Source organism: Agrobacterium tumefaciens (assembly GCF_005221385.1).
In the GTDB taxonomy this organism is placed as follows: domain Bacteria; phylum Pseudomonadota; class Alphaproteobacteria; order Rhizobiales; family Rhizobiaceae; genus Agrobacterium; species Agrobacterium tomkonis.
Genome location: NZ_CP039903.1, coordinates 625,069 through 646,225, shown reverse-complemented (window position 1 = coordinate 646,225; position 21,157 = coordinate 625,069). Strand labels below are relative to the sequence as shown.

Here is a 21,157-nt window from a genome sequence, read left to right as displayed (position 1 = left end):
AGGCGAAGGATGCGAGCGATAAATGCCACATCCACCCGTCACACCGTGCCTATAGCGCCGCTGATTGTATTTTGCGCAATGAACTTTCCAGCGCCATCATCGTTCCTATGCTTGACCCGCAGAATGCCGAAATGAAAGGAACAGCAATGAGCGTCGTTGAAACCGTGACGGAAGTACCGGAAAGCGCCATCCGCACCATTCACACCGACTTGCCCGTCAACGCCACTTTCCATGTCTGGCTGAAAGCGAAAAAGGCCGCCGAACCCGGCGCCGTCTCCTTCTCCAACCAGAACGGAAAATTCGCTGAAGTTTCAAGCGTCAATACGGAAGAGTTCGGTTTTCGAATCTATCAGGTGTTCGGCGGTGGTCATGTGGAACTGAGTTACGATACGGTGACAACAGCCGTTTCCGTCATCTATTGGTTCACTGCTTCCGATGTGCTCGAAACCGGCATCACCGTCGTTCATACCAAGCCTGACAATGCCGCCCCGGAACTGCCTGATAGTTATCATTTCCGCCCGCCCTTCGGCTGGATGAACGATCCGAATGGCTTTGGACGTTTTGAAGGCCGGCCGCATCTGTTCTATCAGCATTATTCGCATGGGCTGCGCTGGAACACGATGCATTGGGGCCACGCCGTTTCTTCGGACTACCTGCGCTGGCGGCATCTGCCAATCTTCCTCTTCCCGTCGGAGGATCTGACAACCCGCCCGGACAAGCGTGGCGGCGCCTATTCCGGCTCCACCATTCCGCTGGTCGAAGGGTCAGGCATCCGCGTCTTCTTCACCGAACAGGTGCAGGACCGCGTTCCCGAACAGCAGATCCAGCTCACCGCCACCTCCTCCGATCTCATCATGGCCGGGCAGGCAGACGTCATTCTGGCCCACCGCCCGGACGGACAGGGGCTGACGCCGGATTTTCGCGATCCTTACGTATTTCGCGGCCCCGACGGGCTGTGGAAAATGCTGCTCGGCAGCCAGAGTGATGGCGGCGGCGTCATCCTGCTTTACGAGACGCTGGACCCCACGGCCGCATCGGGCTGGACCTATGTCGGCAAGCTGTGGGTGGAAACACGCTACAGGACGACAGCTATCGAATGCCCATGTCTGCTGCCATTGGACGGCCCGGCCAATGCCCGCTCCACCCGCTGGGTGCTGATCTACGGGCTGATGCATTCGGAAGATCCGCAAACCGGCCGCAAGAACCTCACCATGGCCGATGTCGGCTGGTTCGACGGCAAGATCTTCACCAAGGAATCCGGTCAGGAACTGGATTTCGGCACCGATAACTACGCCTTTCAGGCCTTTCTGGATGGCGATAGCATCATCGGCATCGGCTGGCTGGCCAATTGGGCTGATGCCAATCCGGAAATCGATTTTCCCACTTCCATGACGCTGCCGCGCCGGATTCACTACGTCAACGGCGAGCTTCTGACCCCGCCCATCGGCGCTGCGGAAAGCCTGCGCAGCCATATTCTCGACCGCACGCGCCTGGCGACGGGTGAGCGTGTCACCTTCATCAACGGCGCGGTGGAAATTCTGATCGAGCTTGCCTCCCCCGGCGCGCCTTTCGAACTGGTGCTCGAGCATCCGACGGTCACGCTCGGCCTCGTTTCCGATGAAACGGGTCTGTGGATCCGCCATGAAGACGGGCGCGATGGGCCCTCGCCACATTATATCGCCAAGGGCGCACGGGCCTCACGCATCCGCATTTTCCTGGATTACGGCTCCATCGAAGTCTTCGCCAATCGCGGTCGATATGTGGGCACAAAACGCATCGAGGGTTTCGAACCCGTGCGTTCGGCGCTGCTGAAGGCGGCTGCCGGCGCGGTGGTGCACGCGACCAGCTGGGCGCTCAAACCGTGAGGAACCTTTTGGCGGATATGGCGGTTGATAGACCAGCAACAGCCGACCAGCCCGCAAAAAAGGAGAAACGGCATGACCAAAATCCGCGATACCAGCGACCCCATTCTGTTTCCGACCGAGGCCAATGAAAACAAGGCCGAGAAAAAACGCGCCGGCAAGGGCATCATCATCATTATCGGCGCGATCGCGATCATGTCCTTCGTCGTTTATCTGGCGGCGATCACCATCGCCGCCACGCAGTCTTAACGCCTCGCCTTGTCCGGAAACCCGTGCTCAGCCCCGTGCGCTTCGCAGCCCGCGGGCGGTCAGGAGCGCAATGAGCGACACGGCGGCACCCAGCCCGTAAAGATAGACCATCGGCATCGTCACATCCGCATGCTCGATCTGCGCAACGAGATCGGTGGCGGCAGCGACGGTGCCGCTCGCCCCCGCGCCGGCCGCCGCCCCCAGCGTGGAGACCGTGGGAAGCAATGCACCGGTCATCTTGCGCTCTTCTTCCGGCGCTGCCTCCATGGCGGCCTGGCTGATGCCGGCCCATGACATGCCAAAGGCAGACCCGATCAGGATTTGCCCGAGCAGCATTTCACCCCAGTTTCCGCTTGCAAGCCCCAGCCCCAGCAGGGCGCAGCCCGGCACCATCTGGTAGGGGCCATAATGCAGGCAAATTTCTCTCAGGCGGATCGATCGCAGGCTGCCGATCAGCATCGCAACGAAGCTCCAGGCAAGCGGCATCGTCACCACGATGAAGCCGGCGAAGGTCGGCTCATAGTGCCACAGATTGATGGCGACATAAGCGAGATAGACGCTGCCGAGCGCATGGGCATAGGACATCAGGAACAGTACCCAGAAACCGCTGCCCAGCACGGTTTTCAGCCGGAAGGAATCCTTCGGGAACAGGCCGGAAGAAGGACGGATGCCCACCCGCAACGAGGCCCATAACAGCGCCGCACCTGCCAGCAACGAGATCGCCCGCAGGCTCGCATCCTCGAAGGCGGAAGGCGCGGAAAAAGCCAAGGCGCCAACAAGGCACAGAACCAGCGGCAAGAGTGGTTTGCGCGTCGCCGCCACCGGCCGTTCGACTGAGACGGCGACGGTCGTGTAGACCAGCAGAAGCACGATCAGCGGCGCCGACAGCAGGAATGTGGCGCGCCAGGACATGTGCTCGGTGGCAAAACCACCGGTCAGCGGGCCGATGAAGGAGGCGACCGCCCAGATCGCCGCCTCGATGGCAAAGACCTTCGGCAACAGGCCGGAGCGGAAACCGGCGGGAATGAGGCTGTAGCACACCGCCACGATCAACCCGTCGGCCAGCCCCTGCAATCCCCGGCCGACGACGACCCATAAAAAATCCCCGGCGATTGCCGAAAGGACCGAGCCGAAGGAAAAGATCAGGCAGCAGAGAAGCAAAACGGCGCGTGCGCCAAAACGCTCGCGAAACAGCACGGCAGTGACACCGCCGGCCACGGAACCAACGAAGTAGAGACTATAGGCCCAGCTATAATAAGCGGCGCCGCCGATTTCGTTGACGGCGACGGGCAAGGCTGTCACCACCGCGAACTGGTTGAAGGCGTGCAGGCCGATACCGGAGGAAATGACGGTCAGAAGCGAGAGGTTCGCCCCGCTCAGCAATTCGCCCCAGCCGTTTTTCTCCGTCATTTCCATACTCGTCAAAGCCGTATCCTTTCCATTTTTGCGATACGGCGGGCAAACTAGAACCTCAAGCGCCATTGAGGTCAAGACGGCTTTTTCACGCAATTTGGTTTGAAGGAATTGGCGGGCGACAGGAACCCTGCGCGCCCCCGGCCGTTTGCTGAAGAACCGACAGAAAGGATATCGTCATGAACCGCAAGAAAATCATGCCGCTCAACGAAGACGCCATGAACGAGGATCTGCTCGATGTCGACATCGACGCCCTTCCCGCCAAGGGCGAAATTCCACAATCCATCGAACAGGAAATCGAGGAGGAAGAAGCCGAAAGCGAAGATGATCCCTATCAGGAAAGCGACGAGGCCCTTCCCGACGACGCGGAAGAGCGGGTGATCAACCGCAATCCTTCGCGGGAAGGCGGGGCTTTCGACGAGGTTTGATCGGGGCTGCCAGAGCCTTATGCAAGGCGCTGCAGCATATGGCGCTGATGGTCCTGCCCGCCGAAGAAGACGGCAAAAATACGCACGGTCTTTTCGCCCTCATCGACATCGAAATAAAAAACTGCCTGATTTTTCGTTACCCGGCGAAGGCCGGGTAGCAATTCTGGTGTTAGCGTTCCCTGAAACGGCGCTTTGTGAAGAGCGTCCATATCCGCCTCAATCGATCCCACCCGTCGTGCAGCCCGCGTGAATGCGGCCGGCAAAGCATCGCCAAGATCGAGATAGGACTGGACGAGATGGTCGAGAATGAGGCCGAGGTCCTTGTCCGTCTGTGTCGAACGCAGGACCCTAAAGGCCATAGCCGGCCTTTTTGGCCGCGATTATGGCTGCGGTTCTGCCCTTGCCCTCCCCGATCGATACAAAGTCGCCCTGCCTGCGTTCGACAAGCAAGTCGCGAAGCGCGGCGAGCTCCGCGTCCTTCAGTTCGGTTTCCTGCCGAAGCAGTTCCAGCCCGCGCTGTACCACGGCGCTGAGGCTGGCATAACGCCCCTCCTCCACCAGCCTGCGGGCGAAGCTATCCTGCTGATCGGAAATGGATACGGATGCCTTGACGGACATTGCGGCACTCCTTTTGCATGGAGGGTGATGCTACTCGGTAGCACACCCTCCATATTCATTCCAGCACCAATGACTTTCAGCCCACCCGTTCCGGCGAATAACCGGCATCACGGATCGCCGCTTCCGCCGCTGAGGCGTCGCCCGCCACTGTGAGTTTGTGGGTAGCGAGATCGATGCTGACAAACGCATCCGGCAGCACCTCGGTGAGAGCGCCGCGCAACGTCTTTTCGCAATGGCCGCAGGTCATGTCAGGGATGAGGAAGGTGGTTGCACTCATGGTTTTCTCCAGTTGACCGGCACGCCTGTTTGCGTGCCGGGTGTCATTGCAGTTCAGTGGGTTCTGGCGGGCTTGCCGTCGTTCTTTTCGGAACCCGCGAGATCATCGAGGATCGGGCAATCGGGCCGGTGATCGCCGCCGCAGCAATGGGCGAGATGGGACAGCGTCTTCACCATGCTCTTCATCTCGGCGATCTTCTGCTCGAGATCGGCGATATGGACGAGCGCGATCTCCTTCACCGCGGAACTCTCGCGGCTCTTGTCCTGCCAGAGTTTCAGCAACGTCTCGGTTTCTTCCAGCGAGAAGCCCAGCGTGCGCGCCCGCTTGATGAAGCGCAGATTGTGCACGTCCTGCTCGCCATAGACCCGGTAGTTATTACCGGTGCGGGCGGCGGGATTGATGAGGCCGATCTGCTCGTAATAACGGATCATCTTGGCGGAGACGCCCGATGCTTCCGATGCCTGGCCGATATTCACGACGTCACCTCCCGATGGGCCACCTTGGCCCGTTTCAACCGCAGCGCATTGGCAAGAACGAAGACGCTGGAGAGCGCCATGGCGCCCGCGCCGATCATCGGCGACAGCGTGATGCCGAAGGCGGGATAAAGCACGCCCGCCGCAACCGGTATCAGCGCCACGTTGTAACCGAAGGCCCAGAACAGGTTTTCCTTGATGTTGCGCATGGTCGCCCGGCTCATCTCAATGGCGTTGACTGCCCCCAGAAGATCGCCGCCGACCAGCACGACATCGGCGCTTTCGATGGCGACATCCGTACCCGTGCCAACCGCGATGCCGATATCGGCCTCGGCCAGCGCCGGCGCATCGTTGATGCCGTCGCCCACGAAGGCCAGCACCTTGCCGCCGGCACGCATCTCGTGGATCGCCTTCACCTTGCCCTCGGGCAGCACTTCCGCCACCACGCGGGAAATACCGACCTGCCGGGCAATGGCGTTTGCCGTGCGGGCATTGTCGCCCGTCACCATCGCCACTTCGATACCCATGGCCTGCAGCGCCCGGATGGCGGTCACACTCGAGGGCTTCAGCGGATCGGCGACGGCAATCGCAGCCGCCAGCCTGCCGTCGATGGCGGCATAAAGCGGCGTCTTGCCTTCGTCACCCAGCCTTGCGGCGGCGTCAGCGAAGATATCGACCGAATGGCCGAGTTTGGCCATGTAACGATCCGCGCCGACTTCGACCTTACGGCCATTGACGGTGGCGGCGATGCCGTAGCCCGTCACGCTTTCGAAGTTTTCGACAGTCGCAGGTTCGAGTCCTGCAGGGGTCGCAACCTTCTTTTCTTCCGCAGCCCGGACGATGGCTTCGGCAATCGGATGTTCCGAGCGGCCTTCGACGGCGGCGACCAGCGCCAGCACTTCATTATCGGCAAACCCTTCCGCAACCACCAGATCGGTCAGTTCCGGGCGGCCCTTGGTGACAGTGCCGGTCTTGTCGACCACGACGATCTCAGCCGAGCGCAGTTCCTGCAGCGCCTGTCCCTTGCGGAACAATACGCCCAGCTCCGCCGCCCTGCCGGTGCCGACCATGATCGAGGTCGGCGTGGCAAGACCCATGGCGCAGGGGCAGGCAATGATGAGCACCGCGACCGCATTGACCAGCGCGAAAGTATAGGCAGGCTCAGGACCAAAGATCGCCCAGACGATGAAGGTCAGCACCGCAATGGCAATGACAACGGGTACGAACAGCGCGGTGACGCGGTCGACCAGCAGCTGGATCGGCAGCTTGGACCCTTGAGCCTCCTCCACCATGCGGATGATCTGCGACAGCATGGTGTCGGCACCGACCTTGGTCGCCTTGAACTTGAAGGCGCCCGTTTTGTTGATGGTGCCGCCGACGACTGTTGCGCCGACCGTCTTTTCCACCGGCACGGGTTCGCCTGATATCATCGATTCATCGACATAGGACGAGCCTTCGACGACTTCGCCATCCACCGCCAGCCTTTCGCCGGGGCGGATGACGACGATATCGCCCATCACCAGATCGTCAGGGGAAATATCGATGGTCGCACCGTCGCGCTCCACGCGGGCGGTCTTTGCCTGCAGGCTCATCAACTTGCGGATGGCGTCTCCCGTGCGGCCGCTGGCGCGGGCTTCGAGAAGCCGTCCGGTCAGGATCAGCGTAACGATGACGGTGGCCGCTTCATAATAGACGAACTGCGCCTCTGCGGGCAGAAGATCTGGCGCGAAGGTCGCTACCACAGAATAGAGATAGGCCGCCGTGACGCCCAGCGCCACCAGCGAGTTCATTTCCGGCGCGCCACGCAGCAGGGCCGGAAAGCCGGTCTTGAGGAAGCGCAGGCCCGGCCCGAAAATCACCGCCGTCGCCAGCACGAAATAGATGTAATAGAGGTTCTGCGTATCGATGATGCCCATCAGCCAGTGATGCATCGGCTCATAGAGATGGCCGCCCATTTCCAGCACGAAAAGCGGCGCGGTCAGGATGACGGCAATCGTCAGGTCGCGTTTCAGCGCGCCCTCTTCGCCCGCATGCTGCATATGGTCATGGCCGCCACTTTCGCCAGCCGTCGCCATCTGGTCGTGGCCCTGATGATGCCCTTGGTGTTGGCTGTGGCCTTGATGGGCGGAATGATCGTGCGGCTTGCGTGTCGTCAGGGCAAAGCCGGCGAGCTTTGCCGTTTCCACCAGCGCATCCCGCTCACGACGGCCGCCGATGGTTTCCACCGCGACCTTTCCGGCCGCAGCGTCCACCTTCACGTCGACGGTGGTGGCAACGGCGTCCAGAACGGCCTTCAACCGCGCGGCATCCGCGTCATTGCGCAGACCTTCGACGGCAAATTCATGCCGGTCCGGTGCGATATCGTAACCGACCTTCTTGATGGCGGCGCCGAGCGTCTTGGCCGAAAAACCCTCGGCGGGCTCGACAGTGAGCTTCTTTGTCGCGAAGTTCACCGAGCTTGATGCAACGCCCGGCACCTTGGCCGCGGCCGTTTCCACGCGCCGCACGCACGACGCGCAGGTCATGCCTTCCACGGGAATGGAAACCGGCTGATTTGAATGGGCGTGTCTGACTGTCTCGTTCATGGGAAATCCCCTTTCGAGACCCTATGTAGGGCTTCCCATGATGGGAAGGTCAAGGTATGGGCAAGCTTTTTGTTGAACACACAATCGTGAGCACGGGCACCGGCCATAAAAGCAGGGATTTCCGTCGTTTACCTTTGCTGTCGGATCACCGCGGGCTCGCCTTTCAGGCCGCGACGCGTCTGGCGAGATAGACCGTCGCCCCACCGCATTGCGGATCATTGACGATGTGATCGAGAAGCCGGAACCCATGTGCGGCGAGCAGGCTTTCATAATCGTCGCGCGCAAGGCTGGCGTGATAAAGCGGCTTGCCCTGAAACGTGCCGATCGCTTCGCCATGTCCCGGCCCGGCCGTGAACATCAGGACCGCACCGTCATTGGCGTGCCGGCGGAAAATACCGAACATCAGGCGCTGATCTTCAGGCTTCAGGTGGAAAAAACTGTGCCAGGCGATCAAACCGTCAAAACGGCGACCGAGAGCCAACTCACGCATATCTGCGACCACCCACAGATTTTCCGGAAACCGGTTGCGGCAAAGTTCGATCAGCGGCAGCGACGCGTCGATGCCCGTGACGTCATAGCCATTGGAAATGAAATAGCCGGCAATCGGTTCGCCAGAACCGCAGCCGATATCGAGAATGGAACCGCCGCCGGGCAAAAGCGAGGTGAACCTGTCCAGCCAGGGTTTTTCGGCAAGGGACCGGCCGCGCTCCTTGTCGAAATCTGCGCCGTGTTCGGTATAGAGCCCGATGACATCACGGGAGGCGTTCGACATTTCCTGATGTCCTTTCCCGGGTTCAGGGTAACGCGGCCACGCCGTTCTTTACCGATGTACCGCCAGCCGCGGAATATCGCGCAGGAAGGCGTCGCGTACGGCGGGGCCGAGCGGCTCATTGGATGGTTTGTCGGAGACGCGCAGCCTTGCGAAGACGATGTGCTGGCCTTCCCGCTCCGCCCAGCCGACGAACCAGCCGAAGGGGCGGTTGCGATCAGGATTGCCCTTTTCATCACGCATGTAGCCGGTGCCGGTCTTGCCATGCACGGCCCAGCTTTCGGGCGCATCAAAGACGGGTACGATCGCCCGGGTCTTTGCCTGCGCGTCACGGGAAAAAGGCAGGTTACCGGCCAGCAGACGGCGGATGAAGCCGACCTGCTCCACCGGTGAGATGGTCAGCGACGAACCGAGCCAGGAATGGGTGAGGCCGTTATTCTTGCCCGGTTCGCCGGAAACATCGGCATTGCCGTAACCGAGACGCTTTACATAAGCGGCGAATTTTTCCGGGCCGAGGCGGCGGGTGACTTCGCGCGAGTACCACAGCACCGAATCCTGCTCCCATATGGTGGGATCGACCGTCTTGCGGTCCGAAGCGCGGGCCTCCGTGCCCGGTTTCCAGTCCCAGGCGGGCGACTTCTCATCCTGAAGGATGCCGGCATCGTAGCCGATCAGCGCCAGCGGCACCTTGAAGGTGGAGGCCGGGGCGACGCGCTGGTCGCAGGCGCCCTGCTGGTTGATGACGGCCCCCGTCTCGATGGAGGTGACCAGTGTGCATTCAAACGCCTGCGGCTGTTGCTGGGCGGAAGCGGAAAGCGGCAGGAAGCCCGGAAGGGCAAGGCACGAAAGAACGATGGCGGGCAGCCGGTAGCGCATGCGTTTTGATGTCCCTCGTCCGCATTTTGCGGATCATTTGCCTGAATGGTGAGAGCGGTCTAGGTGAATGATGGGGCAGGAATAGGACCAAAACGAAAATTGCCGTCTTCCGTCAAGTCCGTTCCTTTTCGCCTGCCCTCTCACCCACTGTCAGGGGCCAATCGACCACATAATCCTCGAAGTCGTCAACATCCACATCCGCCTCGCTGATGGTTCTGCCGCGTGCCGAAATGCCTGCCTGATGCACCGTGTCCGTGTCGCCGGAGACGAGATAGTGCCACCAGTACAAATCCTTGCCGTCACGCACCAACGCATAGGCGCAGGTGGGCGGCAGCCAGCCGATCTCATGCACCTTCTTCAGGTCAAGCTGGATACAGTCCGGCACGGTGGCGCGGCGGTTTTCATAGTCGGAACATCGACAGCTTTCACCGTCAAGCAGCACACAGCGGACCGAGGTGAACACCACTTCACCGGTGTCCCAGTCTTCCAGCTTGTTCAGACAGCACAGGCCGCAGCCGTCGCACAGGCTTTCCCATTCCTCGCCGGTCATCTCGGTGAGCGATTTGGTTTTCCAGAACGGCGCGTCATTCATCGTTAACATTTCCGTTTCATTTTGATCTCTTGGACGGGAGTGTTTAACCGGTCCCTAATCCTTTATATCGTATCGCCAAGGGCTGGTTTGTACGATATTTTAGCATATTGGCGGCGGTTGAAGGGTCATTGGCCTGCAAGAAGTCACCACGTCAAGCAATTCCGACATAACCATGCCACGCTTTTGCGTCGGGAATGGGTTGAAGCAGGAATTTCGGGCAGGCATATCGACGGGCCGCGTTGCGTTGAACAGGAAAACATCGCCAGGTGCAGGAAGAAAAAGACGATAAAAACGGCCGCAAAAAGCGGCATATCCTGCTCCGGATCGATAGCTTCATCGACTCCGGCCTGTGGACGGCTGCGGCACGGCTGGTGGATTTCTGGGAAGACGTCACCATCGCCTCACGCAAATTGCATGTGCGCGGCTGGAAGAAACTTGTCGTCAACCTGACCTGTGATGCGCTGACCTTCGGAACGGCAGGTGCAGTCGTGCTTCTGGCGCTGGCCATGCCCGCTTTCGAAGAGACCAAGAAGGACTGGCGTTATCGCGGCGATTTCGCCGTCACCTTCCTCGACCGTTACGGCAACACCATTGGCCATCGCGGCATCATCCATGAAGACAGCGTGCCGATCGACCAGATGCCGGATCATTTCATCAAGGCGGTTCTGGCGACCGAAGACCGGCGTTTCTTCGACCATTTCGGCATCGACTTCATCGGCCTTGCCCGCGCCATGAGCGAAAATGCCCGCGCCGGCGGCGTGGTGCAGGGCGGCTCGACGCTGACGCAGCAGCTCGCCAAGAACCTGTTCCTCACCAATGAGCGCTCGCTGGAGCGCAAGATCAAGGAAGCCTTCCTCGCGCTCTGGCTTGAGAGCAACATGTCGAAGAAGGAAATCCTCAGCCTTTATCTCGACCGCGCCTATATGGGCGGCGGCACCTTTGGTGCTGCTGCGGCGGCGCAGTTTTATTTCGGCAAGAACCTGACCGACGTGACGCTTTCGGAATCCGCCATTCTGGCCGGCCTGTTCAAGGCGCCGGCCAAATATGCGCCGCATGTCAACCTGCCGGCGGCCCGCGCCCGCGCCAACACGGTGCTTTCCAACCTGGTTCAGAGCGGGTTGATGACCGAGGGCCAGGTGATCGGCGCGCGGCGCAACCCGGCCACCGTCATCGACCGCGCCGATGTGAAGGCGCCGGATTATTTCCTCGACTGGGCCTTCGACGAGGTGCAGCGGCTGGCTGCCGAAGGCAAGTTCAAGGACCATACCGTCGTCGTGCGCACCACCATCGATACCGGCCTGCAACAGGCGGCCGAACAGGCGATGGAAATGGAGCTGCGCGAATATGGCGAGGGTTACCGCGTCAAGCAGGGCGCGATGGTGATGATTGAGAACGGCGGCGGCGTGCGCGCCATGGTCGGCGGCCGTGACTATGGCGAAAGCCAGTTCAACCGCGCCACCGCAGCCCTTCGCCAGCCGGGCTCCTCCTTCAAGGTCTATACCTACTCGGCCGCCATGGAAAAGGGCATGAAGCCGGAAACGCTGATTTCCGATGCGCCGGTGACCTGGCGCGGCTGGTCGCCGCAGAATTACGGCCGGTCTTATGCCGGCAAGGTGACGTTGCAGATGGCGCTCGCCAAATCCTACAATACCGTGCCTGTGCGGCTCGCCAAGGATGTGCTCGGCACGCAGGTGATCGTTGATACCGCCAAGGCCATGGGCGTGGCCACGCCGCTGCGCAGCGACAAGACCATTCCGCTCGGCACTTCGGAAGTCACCGTTCTTGACCAGGCCACGGCCTATGCCGTGTTCCCGGCCGATGGCATGCAGTCACGCCGCCACGGCATCGAGCAGGTGATGGATTATGAAGGCAATGTTCTCTACGATTTCAGCCATGACGAGCCGCCCGCCAAGCGGGTGCTTTCCGAAGACGCCAATTCCAAGATGAACCAGATGCTGGTGACCATTCCGGTCATGGGCACGGCCCGGCGCGGCGCACTGGACAACGGCATCGTCTCCGGCGGCAAGACCGGCACTTCGCAGGCCTATCGCGACGCCTGGTATGTGGGCTTTACCGGCAACTACACCACGGCCGTCTGGTTCGGCAATGACGAATTCACGCCGATGAACAACATGACCGGCGGCGCGCTTCCGGCCATGACCTACAAGCGGCTGATGGACTATGCCCATCAGGGCATGGAACTGCGCCCCATTCCCGGCATCCAGAACCCGCTGCCGACGGGCGCGCGCCCGCAACCCTCGGCAGAAGTCGCATCCGCATCCGCCAGCACGCCCGCCATGCCGGCACTCACGCGCCCGCGTTCGCTCTCGGCAGAGGCGACACGCGTCATCCGCTCCATCGCCAAGAAGATGAAGGACGCTTCGGCTTTGAGCGTGACGACGCAGAAGGTGGCGGATGCGTCCCTGCGGGAAGGCGCGGAGGATGCGGCGCGGCGGTGAGGTTGCATCGCGTGGAAGACGTTGCCTTCCGAACCTGTGGTTCACCCCCCTCTGCCCTGCCGGGCATCTCCCCCTCAAGGGGGGAGATCGGCAGGAGGCACTACCTCCACTTCATTCTCAAGCCTAGAGATGGGAGAGACCTTGCCGCAGATCGATCTCCCCCCCTTGAGGGGGAGATGCCCGGCAGGGCAGAGGGGGGTGAGCCACTCGCTCAACCGCTACCGTCTCCCTAAACCGCAACCCGGTGTGAAATGCATCACCGCAACAACACCGCCCTCGCCGTCTCCACCACATGCGATGTCAGCGCGCCGAGTCGGTCGGCGGCCAAACGATTGACCTGCCAGTAGAGCGGAATATCCAGCGGCGTACCGGGAACGACTTCCACCAGCCTCCCCGCCGCGAGGTGCTCCCCCACAAGCTGCACTGGATTGAGGCCCCAGCCCATGCCGGCAAGGCTTGCCTTCACGAAACCATCGGTCGAGGGCAGCCAGTGGGTGGGATAGGAGATGTCTTCTCCCAGCGCCTGCCTGATCCAGCTCGCCTGCAACCTGTCCTTCTGGTTGAAGGTCAGCCCAGGCGCGCGGGCGAGGGCGGCCGGGGTGACGCCATCGGCGAAATGGCGGGCCATGAAATCCGGGCTGGCGGTAGCGTGATATCTGAGCACACCGAGTGGTGTGACGCGGCAGCCCTGCACGGGCTTGGCATGGGCGGTGACGGCGGCAAGCACCCTGCCCCCGCGCAACCATTCCACCGTGTGATCCTGATCGTCCACCGCGATATTGACGAGATAATCGCTGCCGCCGGTGAATTTCGAAACCGCCTCCAGAAACCAGGTGCCGAGGCTATCGGCATTGGTGGCGATGTTGAGCGTCACGCGCTCCTGCACCGATCCCGCTTCCGCCAATGCCGGAAGCTGGCGGAACAATTCGCTTTCCAGCATACCGACATGATCCATATGCCGGCAGAGCCATTCGCCCTTTTCCGTCGCCACGCAAGGGTTGCCGCGCACGATCAGCACCACGCCCAGCCGCTCCTCCAGCTGTTTGATACGTTGCGAGACGGCCGAAGGCGTAACGCACAGCACCTGCGCCGCCTTTTCGAAACTGCCGGTCTGGGCCACGAGCGCCACGGCCCGCATGGAGGGATAGTCGAGCACTACGGCACCTCATGCAGGGTTTGGAGGTGACGTGGGGGCCTTGGAAGCCATAGGCAACGGCCTCTCCTTCCCTCATTCCTGTGCTTGTCACAGGAATCCAGTCGAGGCACGCCTGTGCGTCGGAAGAGTCTTTTCAGCCCAAGGACTTGGGCTGGCTGGATTCCTGTGACAAGCACAGGAATGAGGGTTGAGAGATGGCAACGTTGTGGAAAATCGAGAGGTTGAAGAGAGAAGTGCGACATTAGACCAGCTTATCTGGATTGAATTTATTTAACTGGATTAAACCATTCCACCCAAATATCCAAGCACTCGGTCCGGAAGCAACGCCTTCGGCCACTCCACAATGGAAAGAGGCAGGGGCCGCGACACGCATGGACATTCAAATCTTCTTCACTGGCCTGACGATGGGCCTCAGCCTCATCGTTGCCATCGGCGCGCAGAATGCTTTCGTTCTGAAACAGGGGCTGGCGCGCTCGCATGTGTTTGCGGTCTGCGCCACCTGCGCCATTGCCGATGCGCTGCTGATCACCGTCGGCGTCTTCGGGTTTCAGCGGATCAGCGCCGTCATGCCCGCGCTCGATCCCATCATGCGTTATGCCGGGGCCGCCTTCCTCATCTGGTATGGCGCCAAAAGCCTGCATTCGGCGCTGCGATCATCCGAAGCGCTGTCGGCGGCCGAGCGGCAGGAGGCGAGCCTGTGGCAGACGCTGGCCATTTGTCTGGCGCTCACCTTCCTCAATCCGCATGTCTATCTCGATACAGTCGTGCTGCTCGGCACCATCTCGACGCAATTTCCCGGCTTTGAAAAGACCTTTGCGGCGGGTGCGGCCACCGGCTCGGTGCTGTTCTTCTTTTCGCTGGGTTATGGCGCCCGCTGGCTGCGGCCGATCTTCGAGAAACCCTCCGCCTGGCGCATTCTCGAAGGCGTCATTGCGGTTACCATGTGGGCCATCGCCTTCAAGCTGGTCATGGGTGCGTGAGAACCGGAATTCGCCATCCCGCTCATTTTCACAAAGACTAAACAAAGGGCACCATTTTCCAAACGGGGAATCAGTGATAGTCCTCGACCTGTTCAAAAACGGGAAAACAGCGTGTTCCGAGTTCCATTCCTTGTCGGCATTGCCCTTCTGATCGCCTTTGGCGGCGGTATTGCCGTAACACTCGCGGCGCTTGAGGCGACATCCGGTTTCGGATCGATCCGCATCGGTTCCTGGGATGCGTTTCCCGAAGCGCAGACGATCGAGGCTGACCCTTATGCCAAATCGCACCGCGCCGATGCCGGCAGGCTGCTTTACGGCACGACCGAGGGGCTGGCCTTTACCGCCTCCGTCGACAGCGATGGCCAGCGGCTCAGCGGCGAATGCCGTTACCGGCTGGCCGGCGCGGTGCCGCCTTCACGGTTCTGGACGCTTTATACCGCCGATCAGCAAGGCAATGTGCTGGCCGAAGATGCCGGGCGGCCCTTCGCTCTGAATTCCCGCACACTCCTGCGCAGCGCCGATGGCGGCATCGACGTCACCATCGCCCCCGACGCCCAGACCTATAACTGGCTGGCGGTGCCGCAGGGCCAGACATTCAAGCTGGTCATGACGCTGCTCGACACGCCGGTTGCCGGCAGTTCCGGCCTGATCGACATCGCCATGCCGCAGATCCGCAAGCTGGGGTGTGGCAATGCTTAGGGTTCTGCTCGCCATCCTCACCGGCCTTGTCGCCGCCGCCGTGCTGCACGTCATCATTCTTCTGGCGATACCGCATTTCAGCAATCGCGATGCCTATACCCGCGCGGTCGCGGAAGGAAAGCCGCATCTGTTTCATCTGCTCGAAGAGACGACGGAGAAAAAGACGTTTGCCAGCGGCGATCCCTTCATGCGGGTCGCGGTCTGCACGTTCAATATTGAGGAAAAGCCCGTCCGGCTCACCGCCGTTGGCGTTGTGCCCTTCTGGTCGGTCGCGGTTTACGACAAGGCCTCGAACGAGGTGTTCAGCATGAATGACCGCACGTCTGCCGGCGGGGTGATGGATATTCTGGTCGCCGATGCGGTGCAGATCGCCGCCATCCGCAAGGCGCAGCCGCCATCGCTGTCACAGGCCATTCTGGCGGAATCGGATCAGACGGAAGGATATGTGGTGTTGCGGACCCTGGTGCCGCAGCCAAGTTTCGGAGAAGAGGCAGAACGTTTCCTGAACGAAGCGAAATGCCAGCCGACGCCGTGGAAATAACGCCGGTCTTTCAGATATAATCAGGATTTCAAGGCAGTTTCCGGTACGGATTTGCCCTTGCGCACGACCTTGCCCGCGGGCTCGGTTTCGCGCTTTTCATAACGCACGCCGGTAAACAGCACCACCTTCGCGGGGCCGATTACCCTGGCCGCAATGCCGGCGGGACGCAGGCTTCGTCGGGCGTCACCAATTGGAATAATCTCTGCCATGCTTCTCTCCTCTTCGGGAGTCAATGTTGCCCATGGGAACCGCGCAAGCCTCGTCTTGCGTCGGGAATTTCATCACCATCACATTGCGCATAATCCAGCCCACAGGCTGGTTTTCGCATGTCCCTAAAACCGCAGAAGGCTTTAGCGCGGGACTATGCGGACATTCAGGCATTTCGCCGCCATTTTGGCTTTTATTCCGAACGTCAGAATAACATGGAATCCTAATACTGCCCATGAAATTACAAACAGACAGAGGTTAATGATCCGTTAACCCTAATCGCTGGACGGCAATTTATCGCCGACCGGGCTGTACCCGTTGAAAACAATGGCGATGCGGCAAAGTTCCATGACATTTTTTCCGTCATGAAGGTTTTAAAATTTCCTTGTTGATAGAGGCAGAATATCTCTTGCCACCCCCCATAGTTAACAGGACGTCAACGGATTTGCTCTAATTTGAGCCGATATTGTGTTTGCGTTTGTTGGGTAGTGCGTTGACCGACCGGTTTCGAGAACTTGAGAGGCCAAGAGCCGTGAGGAAGAAAGATGTGGTGCTTATGGCCACGGTGACGAATTTCGAGAATGTTTCCCATCCGTCAAAAACGGACCTTCGGCAGTTTGCCGAACTTTTCATGCCGCTTTTCAACGCCTCTACCGAAGAAGCCAAGCGGGAAGCGATTGCCGCCCTGTCGCAGCATCCGAGCGTGCCTTCGGCCGTCGCCTTCTTCATCGCCTGCCAGCCGATTTCGCTTGCGGCCCCCTTCCTTATCGCGTCGAGGTGCCTCACTGACGAAACGCTGATCACCATTGCGCGCACGCAGGGTGCCGCGCATGCCCGCGCCATCGTGCGCCGCGAAGACCTCTCCCCCACCGTCATCGATGCGCTGGTTGGCCTGCGCCATGCCGAAGATCTGAAGCGGCCGGATGAGCCGACGACTGCCGCCGAACCGCAGATCGTGGCAGAAGCCGTCGAGCCGCAGGTGGCGGACGTGGCCATTCCTGAGACGACGACGAAAATTGATGCCGTATCCGCACTTGAAGAAGAAATGCGTCAGCGGATCAAGCAGATGGCGCATCATCTCAACCGCCCCGAAGGTGACGTGCTTGGTCTGCGCCGCCTGAGCGAGGTGCAGGAAGCGCTGCTCGTACGTTTCGCCCGTGAGCGTAACGCCCGGCAGTTTGCGGTGGCGCTGGCGGATTCGCTGTCATCCAGCTACTGGCTGTCGGAACGTATCATGCTCGATATTTCCGGCGCGCAGCTTGCGACCACGCTCACCGGGCTTGGCATGGAGTTTTCCGAAGCCGCTTTCGTCTTGCAGTGCTTTTATCCGCACCTTGCCGCCGCAGAAGGTGACATGAGCCGCGCCGAAGCACTGCTCGACCGTCTCGACATCGTCGAGTCCGAAGAGCGGGTGGAAAGCTGGCGCAGGGCGGACAGCTATACCCATGGCCGCGAGCGGCCGAGCCGTATTACCGTCGTTCCCCGCAAAACCGGGACGTGAGGGATAAACGGCCTTTGGCCGTCTAAGCCTGCGGCTGGTCCACCAGTGTCAGCAGAGTGCCAATCTCATCCGTCTCGATCTCCACGATCCACAGATCGCTGTCGAAGCGCCGTTCCTTTTCTAGCAGGGCGGCACTTTCCTCACCCTCCGCACCGGCAAGACGCGTTTCGAAACGGCGTTCGGCGCGGATTTCCTCGTCATCGGCAAAACTTTGCGGCGCCGGTCCATAGAGATTTTCACGGCCATCGCGCAGGCGCTGGCGGATGAAGATCGCACCCGCCTCCTCCGCACCCTTCTTTTCGACAGCGGCAAATCCACCGGCGGCGAAAACGCGGCGGATGAGAGCGGAGACGAAGATTTCGGATTTGAGGCGCATTGGCGGTGCTTTCGATGGAAACAGTGAGACGTGCTCTCGATGTTGGATTTGGCAAAGGCGCGTGGGGCTTTACCCCCCTCTGCCCTGCCGGGCATCTCCCCCTCAAGGGGGGAGATCGATCTGCGGCAAGATCTCGCCCATCTCAACGTCTGCGAATGAAGCGGTGGTAGCGCCGCTTGCCGATCTCCCCCCTTGAGGGGGAGATGTCCGGCAGGACAGAGGGGGGTAAGCTCCACGCACCTCCGGCCCGCAGTCAACGGACAACCTCTTGAAGCTTAAACCTCAAATCGCGCCGATCGACTTCAGTTTCTTCAGCACCACTTCGCTCGGTTCACCGGTTTCCGGCAGGCGATAGTGTTTTTCGAAAGCACGGATGGCGTTGCGGGTCTGCTGGCCGGCCACACCGTCCACCTTCACGTCGGCATAGGCGATATTGATCAGCCCCTGCTGGATCTTGGCGATCAGCGCGCTGCTGGCCGGTTTTGCGCCAGCAGTCGCGCTGTTGAGGGAGGCTGGTTCGGCCTTGACCTGCGGCTTTTCCGCCTTGCGGATGGCGGCGGCGACCGGGTCGATTTCCACTCCGCCGCCGGTGTTGGCGTCGGATGGCCGGTCCTTTGGAATTGCCGCAACCGTGGCGCCGTCGATCCGGAGGGCTGCCAGCACCCGGGTCGTCGGTTCGCCGGTCTGTTCCATGCCGAGCGTTTCTTCGAAGAACATGATGGCGGCGGCGGTCTTCGGCCCCATGCGGCCATCCGCGTCGCCTTCGTAGAGCCCGCGTTTCTTGAGTTCACCCTGAATATCGGCAACGATCTGCTGCGGCTTCTGGCTTTCGGCTGGCGGCAGTGCCGCAGTCTCGGCGGCGGGTGGCTGCGTCGCTTCCGTCTCTGCCGGCCGCTCTATGCGAAAGGTGGTGACGTTGCCGTGGGTGCCGAGCGGCTCTGCCGGGCGATAACCGGCGATCCCGTTCGGGTTTTCCGCATCGCGCGTGCGCAGGAAGGGAGACGGGTGAATGCCCGGCTGATACCAGAGCGCGTTGGCCGCGACAAAGCCGAAGACGACCGCGAAGGCACCGCAGCCGCCAACCAGTTTCGGATGGCGCAGGACTTCGCGCCCGATGGCCGCAACCACCAAGGAAACAAACCCGGCGCCAATCTGGGCCGTTGTTTTCTTAGGCGATTTTCGCTTTCGCGGGGCCATCGTCACCATCCTTCTTCATAATCGCAGCCATTTCGCCGAGTTGCCGGATGCGCGGCGGAAATTCCACCATGCGTTCAGTTTCGGCGTCTTCGCCACCCGCCATGCCGGAACCATCGGCAGGCAACATGATTGTTACGACCGTCCCCTCGCCGGGCTGGCTGGCGATGACGAAGGTGCCGCCATGCAGTGCCACCAGCCCCTTGACCAGGGACAGCCCAAGACCCGTGCCCTCATAGCGACGGGTATATTCGTTCTGAACCTGCATGAAGGGCTGGCCCAGCAGGTCAATCTTGTCGGAAGCGATGCCGATGCCGGTATCGCTGACCGTGAGTTTCAGCATCTTGCCTTCACGCGCGGCGTCGATTGACACAACACCACCCGCATCGGTGAATTTTATGGCATTGCCGGCCAGATTGATGAGAACCTGGCGGATGGCGCGCTGGTCGGCCGAGATTTCGCCGATGCCACGCTGGATGCGGCTCGTCAAAGTCAGGCCCTTTTCCTTCGCCTGCAGGCCAAGCATCGCCTCGCAGGACGAGATGGTTTCGGCAATCGGGAAGCTTTCCATCAGCAGCTCGTAGCGGCCGGCTTCCAGCTTGCTCATATCAAGCATGGTATTGACGACCGACAGGAGATGCGCGCCGGACTGGCGGATCAAGCCGACATATTCGCGCTGACGATCATTTTCCAGCCGGCCGAAATATTCACCGGCCAGAATATCGGAAAAACCGAGGACGGCGTTGAGCGGCGTGCGCAACTCGTGGCTGACGGCGGCAAGGAAACGCGACTTGGCGTCATTGGCCGATTCCGCCTCTGCCGCCTTGCGGGCGACATCGCGGCGCAGCAGTTCGACCTCGGTGACATCGGAAAGCTGGGCAACGACGCGGCGAAGTCGGCCGGCCGTGCTGCGGATCGCCGTCATCTCGATACGGGCATGCATGAACTGCGCCGGGCGCGATTTCGCGCCGGTCTCAAACCGAAGCTCGGCGCTGGCCTTGTCCTCGCCCTGCCGCAAAAGGTCGAAGGCCTGCATCAGCTCGATACGGTCCGAAACATAAACATACTCGGCAAAGACGTGGTCTTTGCAGGCCTGAAGCTCGAGCGGAAATTTCTCACGGTCACGACCGGAGACGCGTTCGACAAGGCCGTTTTCATTGATGGTGAGCACGAGGCCCGGCACCTGCGACGCTGCAACAAGGTCGTCATCAGCCGCAGGGGCGGAGGAGGATGCCGAACCATGCAGCGGCCGGGAAAAAGCAATCGACACAGCGGCAGCGGACAGGAACAGCGCCAGCACCAGCGCTGCGCCGATGGGCAGCGCGATGGCGGGGCTGAAGACGAGGCTGAAGAGGGCGGGTACAACCAGAAGGCCGACGGCGCCGAAGGCAATCAGCCGACGCAGGCGCGCAATGGTTCCGGCGCGCCTTTCAGCGTCCTCTTCCATGCGCGCAAGCCATCTGCCCGCGGCATGGTCGACCAGTGCGACCGCTTTTTCTCTCATATTACGCAATACCAAACCTAAATCCCTGAGGCGGATCTTATGGTCCCGACAATAGAAGGCGGCGGCTTAAGGAATGGATAAAAAGAATGGCCTCAAACGGCCTTCAAATGCGCCGCAGTCCCAATACGGGGCATTTATTCGAAGCTTTGCCAATCATGGTTAATGACGGGTAAGCGACGGATTTCGCTTCATTTTTGCCATCGTGTTAACCTTTGTGGCAAAGCGTGCCGCCGCTTTGCCCCGGAACGCGCGGCCTCTGTCGCAATTATGCTTAACATGGACTGTTAAAATGCGAATGAATTGAGGGCAGACGTCCCGATGCGAGGAGAATAGATACAATTTGAATTAAATTGCGCCGCTTTTTGCAATTGGCTGTTCGCCGGTCGCCTGTAGCTTCT

Annotated in this window: 22 protein-coding genes; 8 read left to right on the top strand and 14 right to left on the bottom strand. The window is 60.8% G+C overall.

What is annotated here, in order from left to right; genetic code table 11:
- The first annotated feature begins 146 nt into the window (after positions 1–146).
- On the top strand, positions 147–1,865 hold the full coding sequence (locus tag CFBP6623_RS03245) for a glycoside hydrolase family 32 protein (protein WP_046798944.1): 1,719 nt from the start codon (positions 147–149) through the stop codon (positions 1,863–1,865).
- A gap of 72 nt (positions 1,866–1,937) precedes the next feature.
- Positions 1,938–2,111, top strand: a complete 174-nt coding sequence (locus CFBP6623_RS03240; protein WP_020009686.1) for a hypothetical protein — start codon at positions 1,938–1,940, stop codon at positions 2,109–2,111.
- Between the two features lie 27 nt (positions 2,112–2,138).
- Here CFBP6623_RS03240 and CFBP6623_RS03235 read toward each other — a convergent pair whose 3' ends face one another.
- Positions 2,139–3,527, bottom strand: a complete 1,389-nt coding sequence (locus CFBP6623_RS03235; protein WP_170979830.1) for an MFS transporter — start codon at positions 3,525–3,527, stop codon at positions 2,139–2,141.
- Positions 3,528–3,703: 176 nt separating this feature from the next.
- Between CFBP6623_RS03235 and CFBP6623_RS03230 the strand changes: the two genes are divergently transcribed.
- Positions 3,704–3,952: a hypothetical protein gene (locus tag CFBP6623_RS03230; protein WP_046798648.1), complete on the top strand. Its 249-nt coding sequence runs from the start codon at positions 3,704–3,706 to the stop codon at positions 3,950–3,952.
- Positions 3,953–3,969: 17 nt separating this feature from the next.
- Here the strand turns inward: CFBP6623_RS03230 and CFBP6623_RS03225 are convergent, their stop codons facing one another.
- The 8 genes from CFBP6623_RS03225 to CFBP6623_RS03190 all read right to left on the bottom strand — a co-directional run bounded on the left by CFBP6623_RS03225 (position 3,970) and on the right by CFBP6623_RS03190 (position 10,142).
- Entirely contained in the window at positions 3,970–4,311 is a 342-nt protein-coding gene (locus tag CFBP6623_RS03225) for a hypothetical protein (protein ID WP_046798647.1), read from the bottom strand.
- Positions 4,301–4,570 (bottom strand): ribbon-helix-helix domain-containing protein, encoded by a 270-nt coding sequence (locus CFBP6623_RS03220; RefSeq protein ID WP_046798646.1) that lies wholly within the window; start codon positions 4,568–4,570, stop codon positions 4,301–4,303. The genes CFBP6623_RS03225 and CFBP6623_RS03220 overlap by 11 nt, the downstream gene beginning before the upstream one ends.
- A gap of 76 nt (positions 4,571–4,646) precedes the next feature.
- Positions 4,647–4,847, bottom strand: coding sequence for a heavy-metal-associated domain-containing protein (locus CFBP6623_RS03215; RefSeq protein ID WP_046798645.1), 201 nt, complete (start codon positions 4,845–4,847; stop codon positions 4,647–4,649).
- 53 nt (positions 4,848–4,900) lie between these two features.
- Positions 4,901–5,323: a Cu(I)-responsive transcriptional regulator gene (gene cueR / locus CFBP6623_RS03210; RefSeq protein ID WP_046798644.1), complete on the bottom strand. Its 423-nt coding sequence runs from the start codon at positions 5,321–5,323 to the stop codon at positions 4,901–4,903.
- Complete coding sequence (locus CFBP6623_RS03205) at positions 5,320–7,905, bottom strand: heavy metal translocating P-type ATPase (RefSeq protein WP_046798643.1); 2,586 nt, start codon at positions 7,903–7,905, stop codon at positions 5,320–5,322. Before CFBP6623_RS03205 ends, cueR begins: the two co-directional genes overlap by 4 nt.
- Positions 7,906–8,068: 163 nt before the next feature.
- A complete protein-coding gene (locus tag CFBP6623_RS03200) occupies positions 8,069–8,677 on the bottom strand; it encodes a class I SAM-dependent DNA methyltransferase (protein ID WP_046798642.1) in 609 nt (202 codons plus the stop codon).
- 48 nt (positions 8,678–8,725) lie between these two features.
- The gene (gene blaOXA, locus CFBP6623_RS03195; protein WP_046798641.1) at positions 8,726–9,550 is read right to left on the bottom strand and encodes a class D beta-lactamase; all 825 of its coding nucleotides are present in this window, start codon (positions 9,548–9,550) and stop codon (positions 8,726–8,728) included.
- Between the two features lie 112 nt (positions 9,551–9,662).
- A complete protein-coding gene (locus CFBP6623_RS03190; protein WP_046798640.1) occupies positions 9,663–10,142 on the bottom strand; it encodes a YcgN family cysteine cluster protein in 480 nt (159 codons plus the stop codon).
- 266 nt (positions 10,143–10,408) lie between these two features.
- Between CFBP6623_RS03190 and CFBP6623_RS03185 the strand changes: the two genes are divergently transcribed.
- Entirely contained in the window at positions 10,409–12,601 is a 2,193-nt protein-coding gene (locus CFBP6623_RS03185; protein ID WP_046798639.1) for a transglycosylase domain-containing protein, read from the top strand.
- Between the two features lie 256 nt (positions 12,602–12,857).
- Here the strand turns inward: CFBP6623_RS03185 and CFBP6623_RS03180 are convergent, their stop codons facing one another.
- Positions 12,858–13,757 (bottom strand): LysR family transcriptional regulator ArgP, encoded by a 900-nt coding sequence (locus CFBP6623_RS03180; RefSeq protein WP_046798638.1) that lies wholly within the window; start codon positions 13,755–13,757, stop codon positions 12,858–12,860.
- A 371-nt stretch (positions 13,758–14,128) separates the two neighbouring features.
- On the opposite strand from CFBP6623_RS03180, the gene CFBP6623_RS03170 reads away from it, so the two are divergent.
- From CFBP6623_RS03170 to CFBP6623_RS03160, 3 genes are all read left to right on the top strand, one after another.
- The gene (locus CFBP6623_RS03170; protein WP_046798637.1) at positions 14,129–14,737 is read left to right on the top strand and encodes a LysE/ArgO family amino acid transporter; all 609 of its coding nucleotides are present in this window, start codon (positions 14,129–14,131) and stop codon (positions 14,735–14,737) included.
- Positions 14,738–14,848: 111 nt separating this feature from the next.
- Complete coding sequence (locus CFBP6623_RS03165; RefSeq protein ID WP_046798636.1) at positions 14,849–15,436, top strand: DUF1214 domain-containing protein; 588 nt, start codon at positions 14,849–14,851, stop codon at positions 15,434–15,436.
- Complete coding sequence (locus CFBP6623_RS03160) at positions 15,429–15,977, top strand: DUF1254 domain-containing protein (RefSeq protein WP_046798635.1); 549 nt, start codon at positions 15,429–15,431, stop codon at positions 15,975–15,977. The genes CFBP6623_RS03165 and CFBP6623_RS03160 overlap by 8 nt, the downstream gene beginning before the upstream one ends.
- A gap of 20 nt (positions 15,978–15,997) precedes the next feature.
- Here the strand turns inward: CFBP6623_RS03160 and CFBP6623_RS03155 are convergent, their stop codons facing one another.
- Complete coding sequence (locus CFBP6623_RS03155) at positions 15,998–16,186, bottom strand: hypothetical protein (protein ID WP_046798634.1); 189 nt, start codon at positions 16,184–16,186, stop codon at positions 15,998–16,000.
- Between the two features lie 554 nt (positions 16,187–16,740).
- On the opposite strand from CFBP6623_RS03155, the gene CFBP6623_RS03150 reads away from it, so the two are divergent.
- Positions 16,741–17,685, top strand: coding sequence for a DUF2336 domain-containing protein (locus CFBP6623_RS03150; protein WP_232370432.1), 945 nt, complete (start codon positions 16,741–16,743; stop codon positions 17,683–17,685).
- A gap of 22 nt (positions 17,686–17,707) precedes the next feature.
- Here the strand turns inward: CFBP6623_RS03150 and CFBP6623_RS03145 are convergent, their stop codons facing one another.
- The 3 genes from CFBP6623_RS03145 to CFBP6623_RS03135 form a co-directional block, all read right to left on the bottom strand.
- Positions 17,708–18,061 (bottom strand): DUF1491 family protein, encoded by a 354-nt coding sequence (locus CFBP6623_RS03145; protein ID WP_046798632.1) that lies wholly within the window; start codon positions 18,059–18,061, stop codon positions 17,708–17,710.
- 282 nt (positions 18,062–18,343) lie between these two features.
- A complete protein-coding gene (locus tag CFBP6623_RS03140) occupies positions 18,344–19,258 on the bottom strand; it encodes a peptidoglycan-binding domain-containing protein (protein WP_046798942.1) in 915 nt (304 codons plus the stop codon).
- Entirely contained in the window at positions 19,230–20,759 is a 1,530-nt protein-coding gene (locus tag CFBP6623_RS03135; protein ID WP_046798631.1) for a sensor histidine kinase, read from the bottom strand. Before CFBP6623_RS03135 ends, CFBP6623_RS03140 begins: the two co-directional genes overlap by 29 nt.
- Between the last annotated feature and the right edge of the window lie 398 nt (positions 20,760–21,157).